17 protein-coding genes are annotated in these 17,488 nt (G+C 64.2%); 2 read left to right on the top strand and 15 right to left on the bottom strand.

The genetic code is table 11. The features are described 5' to 3' along the window. Positions 1-74: 74 nt before the first annotated feature. The 11 genes from GL284_RS06800 to GL284_RS06850 all read right to left on the bottom strand — a co-directional run bounded on the left by GL284_RS06800 (position 75) and on the right by GL284_RS06850 (position 11,813). Positions 75-2,888 (bottom strand): hybrid sensor histidine kinase/response regulator, encoded by a 2,814-nt coding sequence (locus GL284_RS06800; RefSeq protein WP_230382943.1) that lies wholly within the window; start codon positions 2,886-2,888, stop codon positions 75-77. A 25-nt stretch (positions 2,889-2,913) separates the two neighbouring features. Continuing rightward, on the bottom strand, positions 2,914-3,246 hold the full coding sequence (locus tag GL284_RS06805) for a hypothetical protein (RefSeq protein WP_155043845.1): 333 nt from the start codon (positions 3,244-3,246) through the stop codon (positions 2,914-2,916). A 303-nt stretch (positions 3,247-3,549) separates the two neighbouring features. Beyond that, positions 3,550-4,077, bottom strand: coding sequence for a HutD/Ves family protein (locus GL284_RS06810; protein ID WP_155043846.1), 528 nt, complete (start codon positions 4,075-4,077; stop codon positions 3,550-3,552). A gap of 139 nt (positions 4,078-4,216) precedes the next feature. Continuing rightward, a complete protein-coding gene (locus tag GL284_RS06815) occupies positions 4,217-4,987 on the bottom strand; it encodes an amino acid ABC transporter ATP-binding protein (RefSeq protein WP_155043847.1) in 771 nt (256 codons plus the stop codon). A gap of 1 nt (position 4,988) precedes the next feature. Continuing rightward, positions 4,989-5,645: an amino acid ABC transporter permease gene (locus GL284_RS06820; protein WP_155043848.1), complete on the bottom strand. Its 657-nt coding sequence runs from the start codon at positions 5,643-5,645 to the stop codon at positions 4,989-4,991. Beyond that, the gene (locus tag GL284_RS06825) at positions 5,645-6,292 is read right to left on the bottom strand and encodes an amino acid ABC transporter permease (protein WP_155043849.1); all 648 of its coding nucleotides are present in this window, start codon (positions 6,290-6,292) and stop codon (positions 5,645-5,647) included. The genes GL284_RS06820 and GL284_RS06825 overlap by 1 nt, the downstream gene beginning before the upstream one ends. Before the next feature lie 60 nt (positions 6,293-6,352). Then, a complete protein-coding gene (locus GL284_RS06830; protein ID WP_155043850.1) occupies positions 6,353-7,162 on the bottom strand; it encodes a transporter substrate-binding domain-containing protein in 810 nt (269 codons plus the stop codon). Positions 7,163-7,371: 209 nt separating this feature from the next. Beyond that, positions 7,372-8,904 carry a histidine ammonia-lyase gene (gene hutH, locus GL284_RS06835; protein WP_230382949.1) on the bottom strand — a complete coding sequence of 511 codons (1,533 nt, stop codon included), beginning with the start codon at positions 8,902-8,904 and terminating at the stop codon, positions 7,372-7,374. Between the two features lie 10 nt (positions 8,905-8,914). Then, positions 8,915-9,058, bottom strand: a complete 144-nt coding sequence (locus GL284_RS06840) for a hypothetical protein (RefSeq protein WP_155043851.1) — start codon at positions 9,056-9,058, stop codon at positions 8,915-8,917. Between the two features lie 448 nt (positions 9,059-9,506). Then, positions 9,507-11,120 carry an ABC transporter ATP-binding protein gene (locus tag GL284_RS06845; protein WP_155043852.1) on the bottom strand — a complete coding sequence of 538 codons (1,614 nt, stop codon included), beginning with the start codon at positions 11,118-11,120 and terminating at the stop codon, positions 9,507-9,509. Positions 11,121-11,123: 3 nt separating this feature from the next. Then, positions 11,124-11,813, bottom strand: a complete 690-nt coding sequence (locus tag GL284_RS06850) for an ABC transporter permease (protein WP_341870299.1) — start codon at positions 11,811-11,813, stop codon at positions 11,124-11,126. On the opposite strand from GL284_RS06850, the gene GL284_RS06855 reads away from it, so the two are divergent. Together GL284_RS06855 and GL284_RS06860 are read left to right on the top strand one after the other, a co-directional pair. Continuing rightward, on the top strand, positions 11,807-12,244 hold the full coding sequence (locus GL284_RS06855; protein ID WP_155043854.1) for a TOBE domain-containing protein: 438 nt from the start codon (positions 11,807-11,809) through the stop codon (positions 12,242-12,244). The genes GL284_RS06850 and GL284_RS06855 overlap by 7 nt on opposite strands. A 329-nt stretch (positions 12,245-12,573) precedes the next feature. Beyond that, positions 12,574-14,079, top strand: a complete 1,506-nt coding sequence (locus GL284_RS06860) for an amidase (protein ID WP_155043855.1) — start codon at positions 12,574-12,576, stop codon at positions 14,077-14,079. Positions 14,080-14,106: 27 nt separating this feature from the next. Here GL284_RS06860 and GL284_RS06865 read toward each other — a convergent pair whose 3' ends face one another. The 4 genes from GL284_RS06865 to dctP all read right to left on the bottom strand — a co-directional run bounded on the left by GL284_RS06865 (position 14,107) and on the right by dctP (position 17,443). After that, positions 14,107-14,535: a type II 3-dehydroquinate dehydratase gene (locus GL284_RS06865; RefSeq protein ID WP_155043856.1), complete on the bottom strand. Its 429-nt coding sequence runs from the start codon at positions 14,533-14,535 to the stop codon at positions 14,107-14,109. 15 nt (positions 14,536-14,550) lie between these two features. Beyond that, on the bottom strand, positions 14,551-15,852 hold the full coding sequence (locus tag GL284_RS06870; protein WP_155043857.1) for a TRAP transporter large permease: 1,302 nt from the start codon (positions 15,850-15,852) through the stop codon (positions 14,551-14,553). Then, a complete protein-coding gene (locus GL284_RS06875) occupies positions 15,849-16,361 on the bottom strand; it encodes a TRAP transporter small permease (RefSeq protein ID WP_155043858.1) in 513 nt (170 codons plus the stop codon). Before GL284_RS06875 ends, GL284_RS06870 begins: the two co-directional genes overlap by 4 nt. Positions 16,362-16,447: 86 nt before the next feature. Beyond that, on the bottom strand, positions 16,448-17,443 hold the full coding sequence (gene dctP, locus GL284_RS06880; RefSeq protein WP_230383496.1) for a TRAP transporter substrate-binding protein DctP: 996 nt from the start codon (positions 17,441-17,443) through the stop codon (positions 16,448-16,450). Positions 17,444-17,488: the final 45 nt, after the last annotated feature.

The raw sequence follows: 17,488 nt of genomic DNA on the forward strand, positions 1-17,488 counted from the left end.
TAGCTGTTGGAGCCTGCCATAATCCAGATATTCGCGGACTTGTCGTCAACGATCAGGATCCCCCGGATTGGCGATCACGCGGCAGCACCCATTCGGGCGTGAAGTTCGATTGTGTCGAGCTGTTCGGTTGCAGTGGCATAATCATAGCATTGCAAGGCCCTGGCCAAAGGATGCGCGGTGCGTGCGCCCTGATCCAATCCCAAGGCATCGGCCAGCGCCGGGAAGCCGGCCAAGGCGGAAAGGCTGTGTCGCTGGATCAGCGGGCGCAATGCCGCGCAGGCAGCCAGCGTCGCCGCTGGATCTGCAGGCCCGCCCCCGGTTGCGGCGGCATCCAGCGCGGTGGCATCGGGCGCGGCGGCATCGGTGTTCGCATCCGAAAGCCGAGCCGCGGCGTGGACGGCGGGCCGCAGGGCCAGATACAGATCCTCCAGCATCTGCTCGATATCGGCAATCCCGCGCTCTGCCGCATCCGGTTTGGCCAGACTGTCCTCAATCGCTGCGGCGATGGGGGCCAGATCCGCGATCTCCAGCGTGGCGGCGACTGCTTTCAGGTCATGGGCCAGACGGTGGGCCTGCTCGATCCGGCCTTCCATGACCAGTGACCGCAGTTCGTTGCAGCTATCGGCATGTTGCGTGCCGAAGTCGATGATCAGTCGGCGCAGCAGATCGGCCTTGCCGTCCAGCCGGGCCAAGGCGGCCTTGATGTCGAAGGGTGGCAGCTCCGCTGGCAGATCGGCCTTGGGCGCGTCCGGCTGAAGATGCGCGATCCAGCTTTGCAGCGTCCGGATCAACAGCTTGGAATCGATCGGCTTCGTAAGATGCTCATTCATGCCGGCATCGAGGCAGTTCTGACGCTCTTCCGGATAGGCATGCGCGGTCATGGCAATGATTGGCAGGTCGGTCGCCGGATAGTGGCGACGGATTTCCCGCGTGGCGGTGATGCCGTCCATTTCTGGCATCTGCACATCCATCAGGACGGCGGCGTAGTGCGCCCGGTTTTTGGCGACCTTTGCGCAGGCCACCACGCCATTTTCGGCGTGATCCACGCGGAAACCGGCGGCTTTCAGGAAGGCGGTGGCGATTTCGCGGTTGATCGCGCTGTCATCAACCAGAAGGATCGTCGCGCCGCTGACGGGATCGGGGGCGGGCGCCACAGGATCCGGGGCAGGGCCTTGCGGACCGGCCGTGGCATGGCCGGGCAGGCTTTCCAAGACGTGCAGCAGGCTTTCGGGCGTGATGGGCTTGCAGAGAAAACCGCGAATATTGTCCAAGGCGGCAGCCTGGATCAGGTCCGAGGTGTCATAGGCAGTCATCATCACCACCTGCGGCGGAACGGCAATCGCCGGGCAGGCGCGAATGTCGCGCACCGTCTGCAGGCCGTCAATCTCGGGCATTTTCCAGTCGATCAGCAAAAGATCATAGGTGCGGCCAGCGCGCGCTTCCCGCTCGGCCATGTCGCGGGCTTCCAGCCCCGAACCTGCCGTATCGACGGCCATGCCCCAGTGGCGAAAGATCTCGGAGATGATGTGCAGGGCGGCGGGGTTGTCATCCGCGATCAGGATGCGCTGTCGCCGGATCTTTTCAGAAGGCTCGAATACCGCGGTGGGCACGGTCCGGTCGATGCCCAGCGGCACCTGAAAGGTGAACTGGCTGCCGATGTCGATCAGGCTTTCGGCCTTGATCCAGCCACCCATCTGTTCGACGATCTGGCGCGAGATCGCCAGCCCCAACCCGGTGCCGCCAAAGCGGCGGGTGGTCGTGGAATCGGCCTGGGTAAAGGCGGTGAACAGCCGCCCGATCTGTTCGGCAGTCATGCCGATGCCATTGTCGCTGACCGAACATTGGATGCGCGCGATGTCCTCGCTTTCGTCGATCAGCGTAAGGCGCACGACGATGATCCCGCGCGCGCTGAACTTGATCGCATTGCTCAGCAGGTTCAGCAGCACCTGGTTCAGCCGCATCTCATCGCCGATCACCTGCGCCGGGACCCGGTCGTCGATGTGGACCTCGATCTGCAGGTTCTTGCTGCGGATGCCTTCCGAGACCAGCTGCACCTGACTGGTAATGGCGGCGCGAGGGTCGAAGGGATTCGATTCAAAGTCCATCTTGTTCTCCTCGATCTTCGAGAAGTCCAGGATGTCGTTGATCAGCCGCAGCAGCGCGCTGCCTGCCGTATTGATCTTGCTGACATAATCGCGCTGCTTGGGGTCCAGCGGCGTGCGCTGAACCAGATTCGAGAAGCCCAGAATCGCATTGATCGGCGTGCGGATTTCATGGCTCATATTGGCCAGAAACATGCTTTTGGCGCGGCTGGCTTCCTCGGCTTCGCGGGTGCGCTCTTCAAGCGCCCGGCGTTGCACGGCCAGTTCGGCGCCCATGATCTGAATATGCTCGAAGCGGCGCTTGACCATATCGCTGACCCAGACCAGCACCCCGGCCTGAAACAGCACGATCATGGCATGAAGCCCCACCCGGTTGACATCGCCCTGCCCCGGAAACACCGCCGTCGGCAGCAGATACAGCAAGACCAGATGATGAATCGCCATCAGCAAAGACGATACCAGAATGGTGCCGCGATCAAACCACGCGATGTTCAGCGCCAGAATTGCGAAGAAATACATATGCATGTCCATCTGCCACGGATGACCCGAAAACAGCAAAAGCAGCAGCGCCGGTTCGGCGAGCAGCAGGACCGCCGAAGCATATCGCGCCACGGCGGCGATGCGATATTTCTGGCGGATGCCCTGATAGGTGGCAGCGATGATCGCCCCGATCAGCATGGCCGCGGCCGGTTGCATCCGGCCGTTCCATGCCGCGGCAAGGCCCAGCACCGGCACATGCGCCCAGAGCAGCAGCACAAGCAGTTTGCTGAACCGTTCCCGCAGCATGAGCAATTCCTGAGGCATCGCGACCTTACCTTTTCAAGCAACCGGCAGCCGGAGCGGGCAGGACCAGCCATGCGCCATGCGCCCGCAGCGCCTTTGGAAAATCCTGCACGTCGCCTGCGGCGCCGATCCCGACAGAGGGCAGGACACTGGTATTTATGATCAATCCGCCGGCGTCATAGATGATGCCGGCGGCGTCCGTGCCGGGTGGGCCGAACACGATGTAATGGCCGGGAACGGCATCCAAGGACAGAATCAGACCGATCAGAAAGACCCCGCCCACCAGCGCCAGACCGGCGGCAAGGATCAGGTCCTTTGGCCGCGGGGGCGCGTCTTGGCAGGGGGCGAGACTGTTGGTCAAGGCGGGCGAATCCTGATTTTGCGCCTATGGTCTTAACCGTGATAGTTTACCCACCCCTTAAGACCGGCATGAAAACAGCCAACAATTTTCATGATCTGTTCCGGTGCGCGCAGCCGATGGTGGCGGCACATGCTTGGGCGTCAGGGAGGGGCAAAGCGCCGTGCAGGGTCAGCGGCATCTGCAAATCTGGCGGCAGGGGATTGATGGCCAAATCATCTGTTCTGATGACGCGATGCCAAGACGGCCGCAGGGATCGTTCCGGCGCTGCGCCGGACGATCACGCCTGCGGGTTGCGGCGGTGCTTCACGGGCTGAAGATCTCGATGATCAGCGTGCCGGGCTGCGGAACGAAAGGCGCGTCAGGCAGTTCGCGCAGATCGTGGCGCGCAAGGCCGGCAACAGGTTCCAGCGCAAAGACACAGCGCATCAGGCAGGTGGGGGCGGGATCTTGATAGCTGGCGGCGGGGGTGACGCGGGCCGCAAGCGGACGGCGCACCATGACGTTCAGATCCAGCAGCGCCGTGTCGTGCAGATCGGCATGACAGGGCAAATCACCTGAAAAGGCGAAGGGATCCGATCCCGGCTGCAGGACCATCTGGCCGCCCGGCAGATGCAGGGTCATCGCCCCGCCCTCAAGCACGGTCAGCACGCGGTCCACGCCCGGAAAGACCGAAAACGGCCCCGAGGACGCCACCCGCGCCGTGCTGATCCGCCACTGAAACGCGTCGAAACCGGCATTTTCCGGATGGCAGAGGATTTCGGCGGTCTCGCCTCCGCCATTCTTCCACGGGCGAAACTGCCGGTCACAGGCGCGACGGATGATACCGCTCATTCAGGAAGGCTCCGCAGGGTCATGGCCTGTCCAGTCATGCCGTTCCGCCAAAGCATCGCCTTGCGGAAAACGGCCGCCGGTTTCGCAGGCGGGTGAAAATAGCAAAGGCCGCATGCCGGGATGTGCCGCCATGCCGGATCTAGAACGCATTGCGTTCATGATAGGTCTGCAGGAAATCCGAGATGCGTGGGTCCTTTGGCGCGTGCAGGATCGCCTGCGGGCTGTCCACGGCGACAAGCTCTCCTTTTTCCATGAAACCCACCTGATCGGCGACATGGGCGGCAAAGCCCATCTCATGCGTCACCACCACCATGGTCATGCCTTCACTGGCCAGGGCCTTCATCACGTTCAGAACCTCGCCCACCAGTTCGGGGTCCAATGCGCTGGTCGGTTCATCGAACAACATCAGTTGCGGCTCCATGGCAATGGCGCGGGCAATCGCCACGCGCTGCTGCTGGCCGCCCGACAGCCGGGCCGGATGGTTGCCCATCTTGTCGGCCAGTCCGACCTTGCGCAGCGCCTCGGCGGCGCGGGTCTCGGCCTCGGGGCGCGCCATGCCGCGCACCCGGATCAGCCCCTCGGCCACGTTCTGCAGGGCGGTCATATGCGGCCACAGGTTGAACTGCTGAAACACCATGCCGATGCCGCGTCGCATGCCACGAAGCGCCTTGCCCGACATCTTGCGACCCGGCGCGTCATATCCCATCAGCTTGCCATCGATGCGCACCTCGCCCGAGTCGTATTCCTCAAGGAAATTGATGCAGCGCAGCAGCGTGGATTTGCCCGACCCCGAAGGGCCGATCAGGCAGGTGACCTTGCCCGGCGGGATCGACAGGCTGACATCCTTCAACGCCTGAAACGGGCCATAGAACTTGTTGACCTTAGTGATTTCAACGGATGAGGCCTGCATCTCAGGTCCTTTCGATCAGATGTTGGGTCACGCGGCGCTCGAACCGGCGGCCAAGGCGGCTGATGGCTTCCACGAGCCCCCAGAAGAACAGCGCCAGCACAAGGTTGGCCTCGACATAGCGAAAGGTCTCCGTGGACATGCGGTTGACCTGATACATCAGCTCGGGGACGGTGATGACCGACAGGATCACCGTTTCCTTGGTCAGAATGATCGAGAAGTTGACCAGCGCAGGCAGCGCCGAGACCAGCCCCAAGGGCAGCAGGATCCGACGGATGATCGCAGGCTCGGTCATGCCGATGGCGCGGGCGGCCTCGATCTGGCCCTGACCGACGGCACGAAAGCCCGACCGGAAGATCTCGGCGAAATAGGGGCTGCCATAGATGGTCAGGCCCAAAAGGCCCGCAGGCAGCGCGTCCAGCCGCAGGCCGATCAGCGGGCCGCCGTAATACAGCACGAACAGCTGCACCAGAAACGGCGTGCCGCGGATGATTTCGATATAGATCTGGATCAGCCAGCGCAGCGGGCGCGGCGCATAACGCTGGACCAGCGCGATCCCCAGTCCCAGCACCATGCCGAAGACCGTGCCAAGCAGCCAGCAGGTCACGGTGACGCCGAAACCGCGCAGCAGGGCCGGGCCGTATTGCGAAATCAGGTCCATCACACTGCCGTCCTGTGTTCAAGATAACGTCCCAGCACCGCAAGGCACAGGTTGATCACCAGATAGACGCAGGCCGCGGCGATATAGACCTCAAGCGGGCGGAAGGTGGTCGCGGCCTGCGCCTGACTGGCGCGGGTGATTTCCAGAATGCCCACCACCGACACAAGCGAGCTGGCCTTGACCAGCAGGATCAGTTCGTTGACCAGCGCGGGCAGCGACATGGTGAAGGCCTGCGGCAGGATCACCCGGACCCATGTATCGCGGGGCGTCATGCCGATGGCCTGCGCGGCCTCGACCTGACCGCGTGGCAGGGCGGCAATGGCACCGCGCCAGATCTCGCTGATATAGGCACTTGCGCAGACACCGACGCAGATCACCGCAGCGGCGATGGGCGGGATATCCAGCCCGATGACGGGCAGCGAATAATAAAACACCAGCAATTGCACCAGCAGCGGCACGCCGCGCAGAAAGCTGACCCAAAGCCCGGCAAAGGCGCGCAGCCCGGCCCAGGATGACAGGCGCGCGGCACAGATCAGCGTGCCGATGATCAGTCCCAGCACGATGCCCAACCCCGAGATCAGCAGCGTATAGCGCGCAGCCCAAAGCAGCGGCTGGAAACTTTCCAGAAAGACGGGGATTGAGAACATAATCTTGTCCTGAGGCAGGCGGGAAGGCGGGCAGAGGCGTCACCTCTGCCCGGTCAAGGATCACTCGGCAGGCACTTCGCGCGGCAGTTCGGTATAGCTGCCCAGCCATTTTTCCTGAATCGCCTTGATGCGGCCGTCATCGGTCATTTTCAGCAGGGCGTCGTTGATCGCCTTGGCAAAGGTTTCCGTCTCGGCATCCTTGCGCAGCACCCAGGCGAAATATTTCGGCTCGCCGAATTTTGCAGGCTCGAACAAGGCGAAGGTTTCCGGGCGTTCCTTGACCAGATAGGTCAGGTTCGGCAGCGAACCCGCCACCGCGTCCAGACGGCCCGCCGCCAGATCGGCATAGGCTTCGTCGGTGGTGCCGTATTCCTTGATGGTCACGCCGCCCAGCTTTTCGCCGTAAGCCTCAAGCTGCTTGAACTGCGCGGTGCCTTGCTGGACGCCCACGGTCTTGCCCTTGATGTCTTCGGGCTTGGTCAGATCGCTATTGGCGGTCTTGACCAGCGACACGGTGGCATCGGCGATGGGCAGGGTAAAGGTGTAACGATCAAGCCGTTCGGGGGTGATGGTGACGGGGGCGATCACGATGTCGAATTTCTTGACCTCAAGGCCCGGCAGTTCGGCGGTCCAGGGAATGTCCTGATAGACCGGCTCGGCGCCGATTTCCTTGGAAACCTCGTCGAACAGATCCTTGGTCATGCCCTCATAGGTGCCGTTCTTCAGCATGTCGAAGGGCGCGTAATGCATGTCGGTCGCGGTGACGATCTTGCCCGCGGCCTTGATGTCGGCCAGCTGGTCGGCATGTGCCGCCGTGCCAAGGGCCAGCAGGCTGATCGCCGCCGCCTTCACGGTCATGTGGAAAGTCATGTCGTTGCTCCTTGTTGGACAGGTAGGGGCGTGGTCCCGGTGCGTTGCGGCCCCGCGCCCCTTAGGATCAGAGAATGCCGGGCAGATTCAAGTCATGGTCTTGGGCGCGCACGCCATTCGCTTTCCGTCGCCAGCGCGATTGGCACCGATGACATCGCGGTGAAACATCGCCCGCAGCGTGGTCGCGTCTGGCCCCACCTGAACCGGGGTCATGCGACCACCTCGGCCAGCAGTTCGGCCGGGACCGCCGCGACCAGCGTGCCGTCATGGATCAGCCGCGCGGCTTCGGCCAGATCGGGGGCCATGTAGCGGTCCTGATCCAGCGCCGGAATGGTCTGGCGCAGCGTGGCGATGACCTGTTGCAGCACGCCCGAGGTTTTCAGCGGCGCGCGGAATTCGACGCCGGCGCTGGCACACATGGCCTCGATGCCCAGAATATGCGCAAGGTTCGCGTTCATCCGTTTCAGCCGACGCGCACCATGCGCGGCCATGGAAACGTGATCTTCCTGATTGGCGCTGGTCGGCGTGGAATCCGTGCTGCACGGCGTCGCCAGATGCTTGTTTTCCGACATCAGCGCCGCCGAAGTCACCTCGGCAATCATCAGCCCCGAATTCAGCCCCGGATCCGGCGTCAGGAAGGGCGGCAGATCATGCGACAGCGCGGGGTCCACCATCAACGCGATGCGGCGCTGGGAAATCGCGCCGATCTCGGCAATGGCCAGCGCGATCTGGTCGGCGGCGAAGGCCACAGGCTCGGCATGGAAGTTCCCGCCCGAGACGATGGCATCCACCTCGGTCAGCACCAGCGGGTTGTCGGTCGCGGCATTCGCCTCGATCTGCAAGGTGCGGGCGACTTGGCCCAGCAGGTCGATGCAGGCGCCGGTCACCTGCGGCTGGCAGCGGATGCAATAGGGGTCCTGCACGCGCGTATCGCCGTCCCGGTGGCTTTCGCGGATCTCGGACCCGTCCATCAGCGCGCGCATGGTGCGGGCCGCGACGATCTGGCCGCGATGGCCGCGCAGGGTGTGGATCTGGTCCAGAAACGGCGCGGTCGAGCCCATGATCGCATCGGTCGACAGCGACGAGGTGACCAGCGCCGCCCGCGCGCTTGCATAGGCATCCCACAGGCCCGCCAGCGCAAAGGCGGTCGAAACCTGCGTGCCATTGATCAGCGCCAGCCCCTCTTTGGCGGCCAGCACGACCGGCGACAGGCCGGCGGCGGCCAAAGCCTCAGCCGATGCCATCTCGTGGCCCTGATAGACCGCGCGCCCCTCGCCCAGCATCGCGGCGGCCATATGGGCCAGCGGCGCCAGATCGCCCGAGGCGCCGACCGAGCCCTGCGACGGGATCACCGGCAGGACGCCCTTGGCCAGCATCGCCTCGATCAGCGCGATCACTTCGGGGCGCACGCCGGATGCGCCGCGCCCCAAGGACAGCAGTTTCAACACCATGATCAGACGCACGGTTTCCGGCTCGACCGGCTCACCCACGCCGCAGCAATGCGACAGGATCAGGTTTCTTTGCAGCGTCGCGGTGTCCTTGGCTGCGATCTTGATCGAGGCCAGCTTGCCAAACCCGGTATTCACGCCATAGACCGGCACATCGCCATTGGCGGCCGCCGCAATGCGGGCGGCGGATGCCGCGATGCCGGGGCGGGCGCTGTCATCCAGCTGCACGGCCAGACCTTCGCGCCAGACGCGCTCAAGCTGGGCCAAAGTGGTTTCACCCGGAATCAGGATCATGGGGGTCAGTTCAGACAAGCGTGCCTCCGAAGATACGGGCATGGTGCGGGTGGACGACGATGCGGCAGGTCAGATCGGCGCCATTCCGGATCCGGGCGAAACCGGCTGGTGTATCGGTCGTGGCGGCGATCTGGGCATGCGCAAGAAGCTGCATCGGCGGTCATCCCGGAGTGAATTCTCGCATATTATATGTATAAACTTAGATAATCCCTATGTCTAAACTTATATTGACATGGAAAAGGGCGGAGTCATGGGAATGATCCGCGCAAAGCATGGCCTGCCGCCCGAAGAATGGGCAGAAAATATCTGCGTGACGGTCACCGGGGCGCAGAAACAGGCGGCCCGCGATGGCGAAGCTGCGCCACCTCGCTAAGCGATAGGGTCTGCATGGGTTTTCCGATCACCTGACGCCGAGGCTGGCGCGTTCCCTTGCAGCCGTGACGACACCGATGCCCGGTCGATTGCCGCAGCGTGATCCGCAGGACGCTGCGGCTGTTCGCGCATGGCGCCTAAGGTGCGGATCATGGTGCAGGCCAGACCCAGCCGCATGGGTCGTCAGGACCCTGCCGCCATGACCGGCAGGGCCACCGATAGCCGCGCCCTCAGGCCGCCTGCTGCGGGACCAGACCGCTGGCGCGCAGCAGGGCCTTGGTGTAATCGTGCTGCGGCGCGTTATAGACCTGCCGCACCGGCCCCTGCTCGACGATCTTGCCGCCATACATCACCAGCACCGAGGTCGCGAAATCGCGCACCAGCGCCAGATCATGCGCGACAAAGACATAGGACAGGCCGTAGTCGCGCCGCAGATCCTTGAGCAGATCGATCACCTGCGCCTGCACCGACACGTCCAAGGCCGAGACGGCCTCGTCGCAGACGATCAGTTCAGGGCGCAGCGCCAATGCGCGGGCGATGGCGATCCGCTGGCGCTGGCCGCCGCTGAACTGATGCGGGTAGCGGTCGGCATGTTCGGCCTTCAACCCGACCTGTTCCAGCAATTCGGCCACCCGGCTGCGCCACTGGCGTTTCGGCAGCACGTCGGGATGGATGGCCCATGGCTCGGCGATGATCTGCTGCACGGTCATGCGCGGGTTCAACGAGGCGGTCGGATCCTGAAACACGAACTGGACACGGCGCCGCATCCGATAGGCATCCTGCGGCGACAGGCCCTGAATGGGCGTGCCGTCGAACCGGATGGTCCCCGAGGACGGGTCGTCCAGCCCAAGGATCATCCGTGCCAGCGTGGATTTGCCTGACCCGGATTCGCCGACGATGCCCAGCGTCTCGCCCTTGGCCATGGTGAAGCTGACATCGTTGACCGCCCGCACCGGCTGCGTCTGCAACCGCGCGAATTGACGGGCGTGACCGCCATAGATCTTGCTGACCCCCTGCACCGACAGAAGCGGCTGCCCGGTCGCGATGTCGGAAAACCCGGCGCGCCCCGGAACGGCGTCCAGCAGGCGGCGGGTATAGTCGTGCCGGGGATTGCGCATCACCTCGCGCGAGGTGCCGCTTTCCACGATCCGCCCCGCCTGCATGACGACAACGCGGTCGGCCACGCGTTCCACCACCGTCAGATCATGGGTAATCAGGACCATGCCCATGCCGTTTTCGGCCTGAATCTCTTTCAGCAGATCCAGCACCAGCGCCTGCACCGTCACGTCCAAGGCCGATGTCGGCTCATCCGCGATCAGCAGTTGCGGTTTCAGCGCAATGGCCGAGGCGATCATGATACGCTGGCGCTGCCCGCCCGAAAACTGGTGCGGATAGTCCTTCATGCGGCGTTCGGGATCGTCGATGCCGACGCGGGCCAGCAATTCGATGACGCGGGCCTGCGCCACATCCGGGGCGATGCCGTGAACGCGCATGGTCTCGGCGATCTGCCAGCCGATGGAATAGACCGGGTTCAGCGCCGCCAGCGGATCCTGAAAGATCATCGAGATGCTTTTGCCATTGATCCTGCGGCGGGTTTCGGCATCGGCGCGCAGCAGGTCCTGACCCTGAAACAGGATCTGGCCCTGCGGGATCACGGCGGGGGGCGTTTCGATCAGGTTCATCACCGCCGATGCGCTGACCGATTTACCCGAGCCGCTTTCGCCAAGGATGGCCAGTGTTTCGCCGGCGTTCACGTCCCAGCTGACATCTTCGACGGCGCGGACAAGGCCCGCGCGGGACGGAAAGCGGACCGACAGATTGCGGACGGACAACAGAGGGGGCATGGGTTACCTCGCTTCGGTTTCAAGGCGCCAGCGTTCCACCGGATCGGTGACGACGCGCAGCCAGTTGGTCAGAAGGTTCAGCGACATCGCGGTCAGCATGATCGCAAGGCCGGGCCAGAAGGCCAGCCACCAGGCCGAGCCCAGATAGTTGCGGCCATCGGCGACCATCAGCCCCCATGTCACCTCGGGCGGCTGGATGCCGATGCCAAGGAAGCTGAGACCGGATTCGACCAGCATGACGAAGGCCATCTCCAGCGCGGCAAGGTTGATGATCGTCGGCAGCACCATCGGCGCGATGTGGCGCAAAAGGATGCGCCCGGTGCTGGCCCCGGTGGCGCGGGCGGCCACGACGAACATGCGCTGCTTCAGCTCCAGCACCTCGGCCCGCACGGTGCGCATGAAGATCGGGATGCGCGACACGGCCAGCACGAAGATGACATTGGTCACCCCCGGCTCGAACACGAACAGCACGATCATCGCCAGCAGCATGGACGGAAACGTCATGATCGCATCGGCCAGCCGCAGCAGCACATCGCCGATCCAGCCGCCGCGATAGCCTGCGATCAGCCCCAGCGTGCCGCCGACGATCACCGAAATCAGCACCGCCGTCGCCGCGATCAGAATGGTGTTCTGGCTTGCGACGATGATCCGCGCCAGCAGGCTGCGGCCAAGCGCAATCCAATAGCATGTCACGCGGATTTCGCCGGTGTCGCTTCTTCGTAGAACAGCCATTCGGCGAGCTGCGCGGCCGCACTGAGATTGGTGCGCAGGGCTGGTTTACCGCCGATCACGGCCGCGCCACGCTGCGCTTTGCCGATGGCACCGAACTGGCCGATGTGCCGCTGCATGGCGCGGGCCAGCCGGGTGCCTTGGCCGAACTGATGCTGCGACCCGAACGGATCGAGCTGTCGCGTGCAGCCGGTCCCGACGGCGCCTCGCTGCCGGTCATCGTCGAGGACGTGACCTTTCTGGGCAATAACAGCACGATTTCCGCCCGCACCGGCTGGGGCGATCCGCTGTCGGTGCGGCTGAACTTCGGCCATCCGATGCTGGGTGCGGTGGCGGCGGGCGACCGGCTGCATGTTCGCTGGCAGCCGCAGGATGCCCATGCGTTCATCCGCTGAATAAGCCGTCAGTTGCGTCCCCGCCGCAGCCGTCTGGTGGGATCACGGCGACGATGCCGCAGGCGCAGGCCGGGGCAGGGGCAGGCCGAACCGGCGCGCGGCGCTGCCGCGTGTCCGGTCGCGGTAGGGCGCAAGCGTCGATAAGCGGGACGGCATGATCGCCGCAGTGACCGCCACAAGTCAGGGTTGCGACATTTCAAGGCGTGGGTCCGGCGCAACCGGCAATCTTTCGATGATCTGCATCCCGCATCTCTGGCCATCGGTCGCTTTTTTGCGTTGGATGCCCCCCGTAAGGCCCCCCCAAGCCCCCGCGAAAGGAAATGCGTTTCATGCCATCCACAGTCCCGACCGATCCCGCCGATCTTGGCGCAGCAGAGGCGCGTCGCCTGATCTCGCGCAGGGCGCTGTCGGCGCGGGAACTGGCCGATGCCTGCATCGCTCGGGTTCAGGCGCTGGATCACGCCATCAATGCGGTGGTGGCGCGCGATTTCGACGGGCTGCGCGCGGACGCGAAAAAGGCGGATGACGCGCAAGCGGCTGGCACACGGTTGGGCGCGTTGCACGGGCTGCCCTTCGGCGTGAAGGACATGATCGATGTGGCGGGCCTGCCCACCACCTATGGCTCGGAGCTTTTTCGCGACAATATTCCCGCCAAGGACGGGGCGATCGTCACGGCGATGCGCGCGGCAGGCGCGATCCCCATGGGCAAGACGAACAACCCCGAATGGAGCGCGGGCGGCAATACGCGCAACCGGGTTTATGGCGCCACCGCCAATCCCCACGATCTGACGCGGACCTGCGCGGGATCTTCGGGTGGATCGGCGGCGGGACTGGCGGCGGGGTATTTCCCGCTGGCGACCGGATCGGATACCGGGGGGTCGCTGCGCAATCCGGCGGCGTTCTGCGGTGTCGTCGGCTATCGCCCGTCGCCGGGCGTGGTTCCGGGCAGCACGCGCGGCGTAGGCTTTTTCCCGCTGCCGACCTCGGGACCGATGGCGCGCAATGTCGAGGATGCCGCGCTGATGCTGTCGGTGATGGCGCGGCCCGACATGCGCGATCCCTATACGGCGGTGGTCGATGGCCGGACGGCGTGGGATGTGGCGGGGTTTGCCCGTCTGCCGCGGCGCGATCTGTCCGCACTGCGCGTGGCCTTTACCGAGGATTACGGGTTCGCGCCCACCGAAAATATCGTCCGCGCGCATTTCCGCCGCGCCATGGCGCAGCTGTCGCCGGTCTTCGGTCGGGCCGAGGAAGGGACGCCCGATTGCCGGGATGCCGACCGCATCTTCTCGGTTCTGCGCGGGGTGCTGTTCGTGGCCGAGCATGGCCAGCGGCTGGACGACCATCCCGCGATGGTCGGCCCGAACGTGACCGCGAACGTGCATGAGGGCCGCGGCTATAGCGCCGATGACATCGCCGGGGCGCTGACGATGCAGGGGGAATATCACCAGCGCTGGCAGACATGGTTCGAGACCCATGATGTCGTGATCTCTCCGGCGGTGACCATCAGCCCGCGCGACTGGCACGAACTTTATCCGGCCCAGATCGACGGCATCGCGACGAAAAGCTATTATCACTGGCTGGCGATGGCCTACGCCTCGACGCTGGCGGGGCATCCCTCGATCACCATCCCCTGCGGCTTTGATGGCAACGGGATGCCCTTTGGCCTGCAGATCGTTGGGCGGCGGTATGATGACCTTGGCGTTCTGGCGGTCGCAGCCGAGCTTGAGGCGGTGATCGCGGGCCTGCCCGAATTCGCGCCGCGCGCCCCGGATCTTGCCGCGATCAGATCGGCGCGCCCGATATCCGAGGATCCGGATTTCCTGAGCCTGTAGGGCCCGGCGCTTGCCGCGCGGGCAAGATCAGCCGATCAGCTCCAGCAGCGCGCGGACGGCGGTGGGATAGCCCTTCGGTCCCAGACCGGCGATCACCGCCGTCACCACCGGCGACATCAGCGATTTATGATAGATCGCCTCGCGGCGGTGGATGTTCGAGATATGCAGCTCGATGATCGGGCCGGGGAACATCTTCAGCGCGTCCATCACCGGGACCGAGGTGAAGGTCAGCCCGGCCGGGTTTATGATGATGCCGCGGGCACCATCGTCGATGGCCTCATGGATCCAGTCGATGATCTGGGATTCGGCATTGGACTGGCGGAATTCGACCGGCGTGCCTTGCGCGGCGTCGCGCGCCCATGCCTCGACCTCGGCCAGGGTGGTGTGGCCATAGATTTCCGGCTCGCGCTTGCCAAGGCGGTTCAGGTTCGGGCCGTTCAGGATATGGATGGTCATGACAGGTCTTTCTGGTCAGCCGGCATAACCGGCAAGGCGTGGCAACCACAGCACGAGGTCGGGAAAGAGGGTGATCAGCGCAAGGCAAAGCACCATCCAGCCAAGGAAGGGCAGGCAGTCGCGGATGATGTCCTTCATCGGCGAGCCCGAGATATTGGTCATGATGAACAACAAAAGCCCATAGGGCGGCGTCACCAGACCCAGCATGATATTGACCACCACCACGACGCCGAAATGCACAAGGTCGATGTCCAGCGCGACGGCGGTGGGGATGAAGACCGGCACGATGATCAGAAGGACGGCGGTGCCTTCCAGCACGCAGCCCAGCACCAGCAGGATGACATTGACCAGCAGCAGGAATTGCAGCGGCGTCAGATCCCAGCCCTGCAGCAGCGCGCGCAAGGTTTCGGGGATGTTCTCGATCGTCACGACATAGTTGAAGACCAGCGCCCCGCCGATCATCATGCCGATCGAGGCCGAGGTCTTGGCCGAGATCAGCACGGCATTATAGCCTTCGCGCCATGTCAGGCTGCGATAGATCACCACCGAGACCAGCACCGCATAGGCGGCGGCAAGGGCGGCGGCCTCGGTCGGCGTGGTCACGCCGCTATAGATGCAGCCCAGCAGGATCACCGGCATCAGCAGCGTCGGAAAGGCCGCCCATGTCACGCGCGGGATTTCGCGCAGCGGCACGCGTTCCTCGATCGGGAAATTGTGGCGTCGGGCGTCCCAGCCGACCTGCGCCATCTGCATGGCGGTCATAAGCAGACCCGGCACGACGCCCGCCATGAACAGATAGCCAATCGAGGCATCCGAGACGAGCGCATAGACCACCAGCGGGATCGAGGGCGGCAGGATCGGTCCGATCACCGCCGTCACCGCCGTCAGCGCGGCGGCATAGCTGGGCGTATAGCGATTGTCGCGGGTCATCATGTTCTGCATCATCCGGCCCGAACCCGCCGCATCCGCGATGGCCGAACCGGACATGCCGGCAAAGATCAGGCTTTGCAGCACATTCACCTGCGCCAGCCCGCCGCGCAGATGCCCGACCAGCACATTGCAGAACCGCAGCAGCCGCTCGGTCATGGAACCCGAGTTCATGATCTCGGCGGCAAAGACGAACAGCGGCACGGCAAGGATGATATAATTGGAATACATCCCGTTCAGGAACTGTTCGGCCGCGCTGCCCATGTCCATGCCGGTCATCCACAGATAACCGACCGAGGCCACGATCATCGACAGACCGATGGGCAGGCCCAGCATGGCCAGCGCGGTGATGCCATAGACCGTGATGGCAAAGGGACCGAAGAAATTCATACGCCGGAACTCGCTTTCGTCGGGTCATAGGCCTTGGGGGCCTTGCCATAGATGGCGCGAAAGCCGATCCACAGATGCCGCACGATCATGGCCACGGCAAAGATCACATAGATCGCATAGGCCCAGTTGAACGGGATCCCCAGATAGGCGGTCGATTCCACCCGCATGAAGCTGACGTAATCCCATGTCGCGGGCATTGCCGTCACCAAGGCCACCACCGTCACGATGCCGGTGATCAGCGCCATGATCCGCCGGGTGCGGGCGCCCACCGCGCCATAGATCAGGTCGAAGCGCATTTCCTCGGTATCGGGGACGACGAAGGCCGCGCCGAACAGCACCAGCCAGATCCACAACAGCACGCTGATTTCATGTGTCCAGCCGATCGGCCAGTTCAGCACATAGCGCGACACGATCTGCAGCAGGAACACCAGAAACATCGCCAGAAGCATCAGCACGACGACATTCTCGGCCCGGCGCCGCAGCCATGCGGCGGCTTTGGGAAGCGACATGGACAACCTCGATGATTGGGGCCCGTGCAGGGGATCTGGCACGGGGATCTGATGGGGGCATCTGATGGGGGCGGGCGCGCCTAGAGCTAGAGCGCCGAGATCCGGTCGATCAGCCCTTCGGGCCAGTCTTGCGCCAGACTGGAATCCAGATAGGCCTTCTGCACATGGCTGCGGAAGGCGTCGACATCGGGGGCATAGACCTCAAGCCCCATATCGGCGAACTTCTTGGCCAGCTCGGCCTCGCGCGTGTTGTGTTCGGCGGTGGAAAAGGCGATGGCGTCATCGGCGGCCTTCTGCATCGCGGCGCGCTGGTCTTCGGTCATGTCGTTCCACAGCTTGCCCGAGACCGTCAGCAGGTCGAAGGCCACCAGATGCGCGCTCAGCACGATCTGCTTCATCACCTCGTAGAATTTCATGTTGTCGACATTCGGCAGCGGATTGTCCTGCCCGTCGATGGCGCCGGTCTGCAGGCCGGTATAGACCTCTGCATAGGCCATCGGCGTCGGGTTCGCCCCCAGCGCGGTGCCCAGAAACTGCCACGCCTCACCGCCGGGCATCCGCAGCTTGACCCCGGCCAGATCGGCGGGCGTCGCGATCTTCTTGGTGGTGTTCAGGCCCAGCTGACGGATGCCATAGAATGTCGGGCCCAGGATCTTGATGCCCAGCTGATCCTCGGCCAGCGTCTTCATCTCGGTGCCGACATCCGAGGCGAACATCCGCGTCAGGTGGTCCGCGTCGCGGAACAGATAGCCCGAGGTCAGCGCCGACCAAGCCGGGACCTGTTTGGACACGTCCTGCGGCGCGATATTCGACATTTCCAGATTGCCGCGCTGCAAGGCCACCAGTTCCGTGCCCTGCTTGAACAGCACGCCGCCGTAAAAGCCCTGATAGGCAAAGCCGGGGCCGATGCCTTCGGCAAAGCGGCGCATCATCTCGGCGCGGATGTCCTGTTCGGAAAACACCGCCGAGAAGCGGATCCTTCGCGCCTCTTGCGCCAGACCGGCGCGGGCCAGAAACGGCGTGGACAGCGCAGCCGCACCAAGCGCGGCAAAGCCGCGGCGGGTCAGTCGTAATGTCATCATGTCCTCCCTGACAGTCAGTCGCCCTCCCCGGCGCTGGCTTTATCC

Source organism: Paracoccus shanxieyensis (assembly GCF_009711265.1).
Taxonomy (GTDB): domain Bacteria; phylum Pseudomonadota; class Alphaproteobacteria; order Rhodobacterales; family Rhodobacteraceae; genus Paracoccus; species Paracoccus shanxieyensis.

What these genes read in the sequence shown, in the direction of transcription:
- GL284_RS06800 (WP_230382943.1), bottom strand. Translation starts at nt 2,888, where the DNA reads ATGCTGCGGGAACGGTTCAGCAAACTGCTTGTGCTGCTGCTCTGGGCG.
- GL284_RS06810 (WP_155043846.1), bottom strand. Translation starts at nt 4,077, where the DNA reads ATGAGCGGTATCATCCGTCGCGCCTGTGACCGGCAGTTTCGCCCGTGG.
- GL284_RS06815 (WP_155043847.1), bottom strand. Translation starts at nt 4,987, where the DNA reads ATGCAGGCCTCATCCGTTGAAATCACTAAGGTCAACAAGTTCTATGGC.
- GL284_RS06820 (WP_155043848.1), bottom strand. Translation starts at nt 5,645, where the DNA reads ATGGACCTGATTTCGCAATACGGCCCGGCCCTGCTGCGCGGTTTCGGC.
- GL284_RS06825 (WP_155043849.1), bottom strand. Translation starts at nt 6,292, where the DNA reads ATGTTCTCAATCCCCGTCTTTCTGGAAAGTTTCCAGCCGCTGCTTTGG.
- GL284_RS06830 (WP_155043850.1), bottom strand. Translation starts at nt 7,162, where the DNA reads ATGACTTTCCACATGACCGTGAAGGCGGCGGCGATCAGCCTGCTGGCC.
- hutH (WP_230382949.1), bottom strand. Translation starts at nt 8,904, where the DNA reads ATGATCCTGATTCCGGGTGAAACCACTTTGGCCCAGCTTGAGCGCGTC.
- GL284_RS06840 (WP_155043851.1), bottom strand. Translation starts at nt 9,058, where the DNA reads ATGCAGCTTCTTGCGCATGCCCAGATCGCCGCCACGACCGATACACCA.
- GL284_RS06845 (WP_155043852.1), bottom strand. Translation starts at nt 11,120, where the DNA reads ATGCCCCCTCTGTTGTCCGTCCGCAATCTGTCGGTCCGCTTTCCGTCC.
- GL284_RS06855 (WP_155043854.1), top strand. Translation starts at nt 11,807, where the DNA reads ATGTCACGCGGATTTCGCCGGTGTCGCTTCTTCGTAGAACAGCCATTC.
- GL284_RS06860 (WP_155043855.1), top strand. Translation starts at nt 12,574, where the DNA reads ATGCCATCCACAGTCCCGACCGATCCCGCCGATCTTGGCGCAGCAGAG.
- GL284_RS06865 (WP_155043856.1), bottom strand. Translation starts at nt 14,535, where the DNA reads ATGACCATCCATATCCTGAACGGCCCGAACCTGAACCGCCTTGGCAAG.
- GL284_RS06870 (WP_155043857.1), bottom strand. Translation starts at nt 15,852, where the DNA reads ATGAATTTCTTCGGTCCCTTTGCCATCACGGTCTATGGCATCACCGCG.
- GL284_RS06875 (WP_155043858.1), bottom strand. Translation starts at nt 16,361, where the DNA reads ATGTCGCTTCCCAAAGCCGCCGCATGGCTGCGGCGCCGGGCCGAGAAT.
- dctP (WP_230383496.1), bottom strand. Translation starts at nt 17,443, where the DNA reads ATGATGACATTACGACTGACCCGCCGCGGCTTTGCCGCGCTTGGTGCG.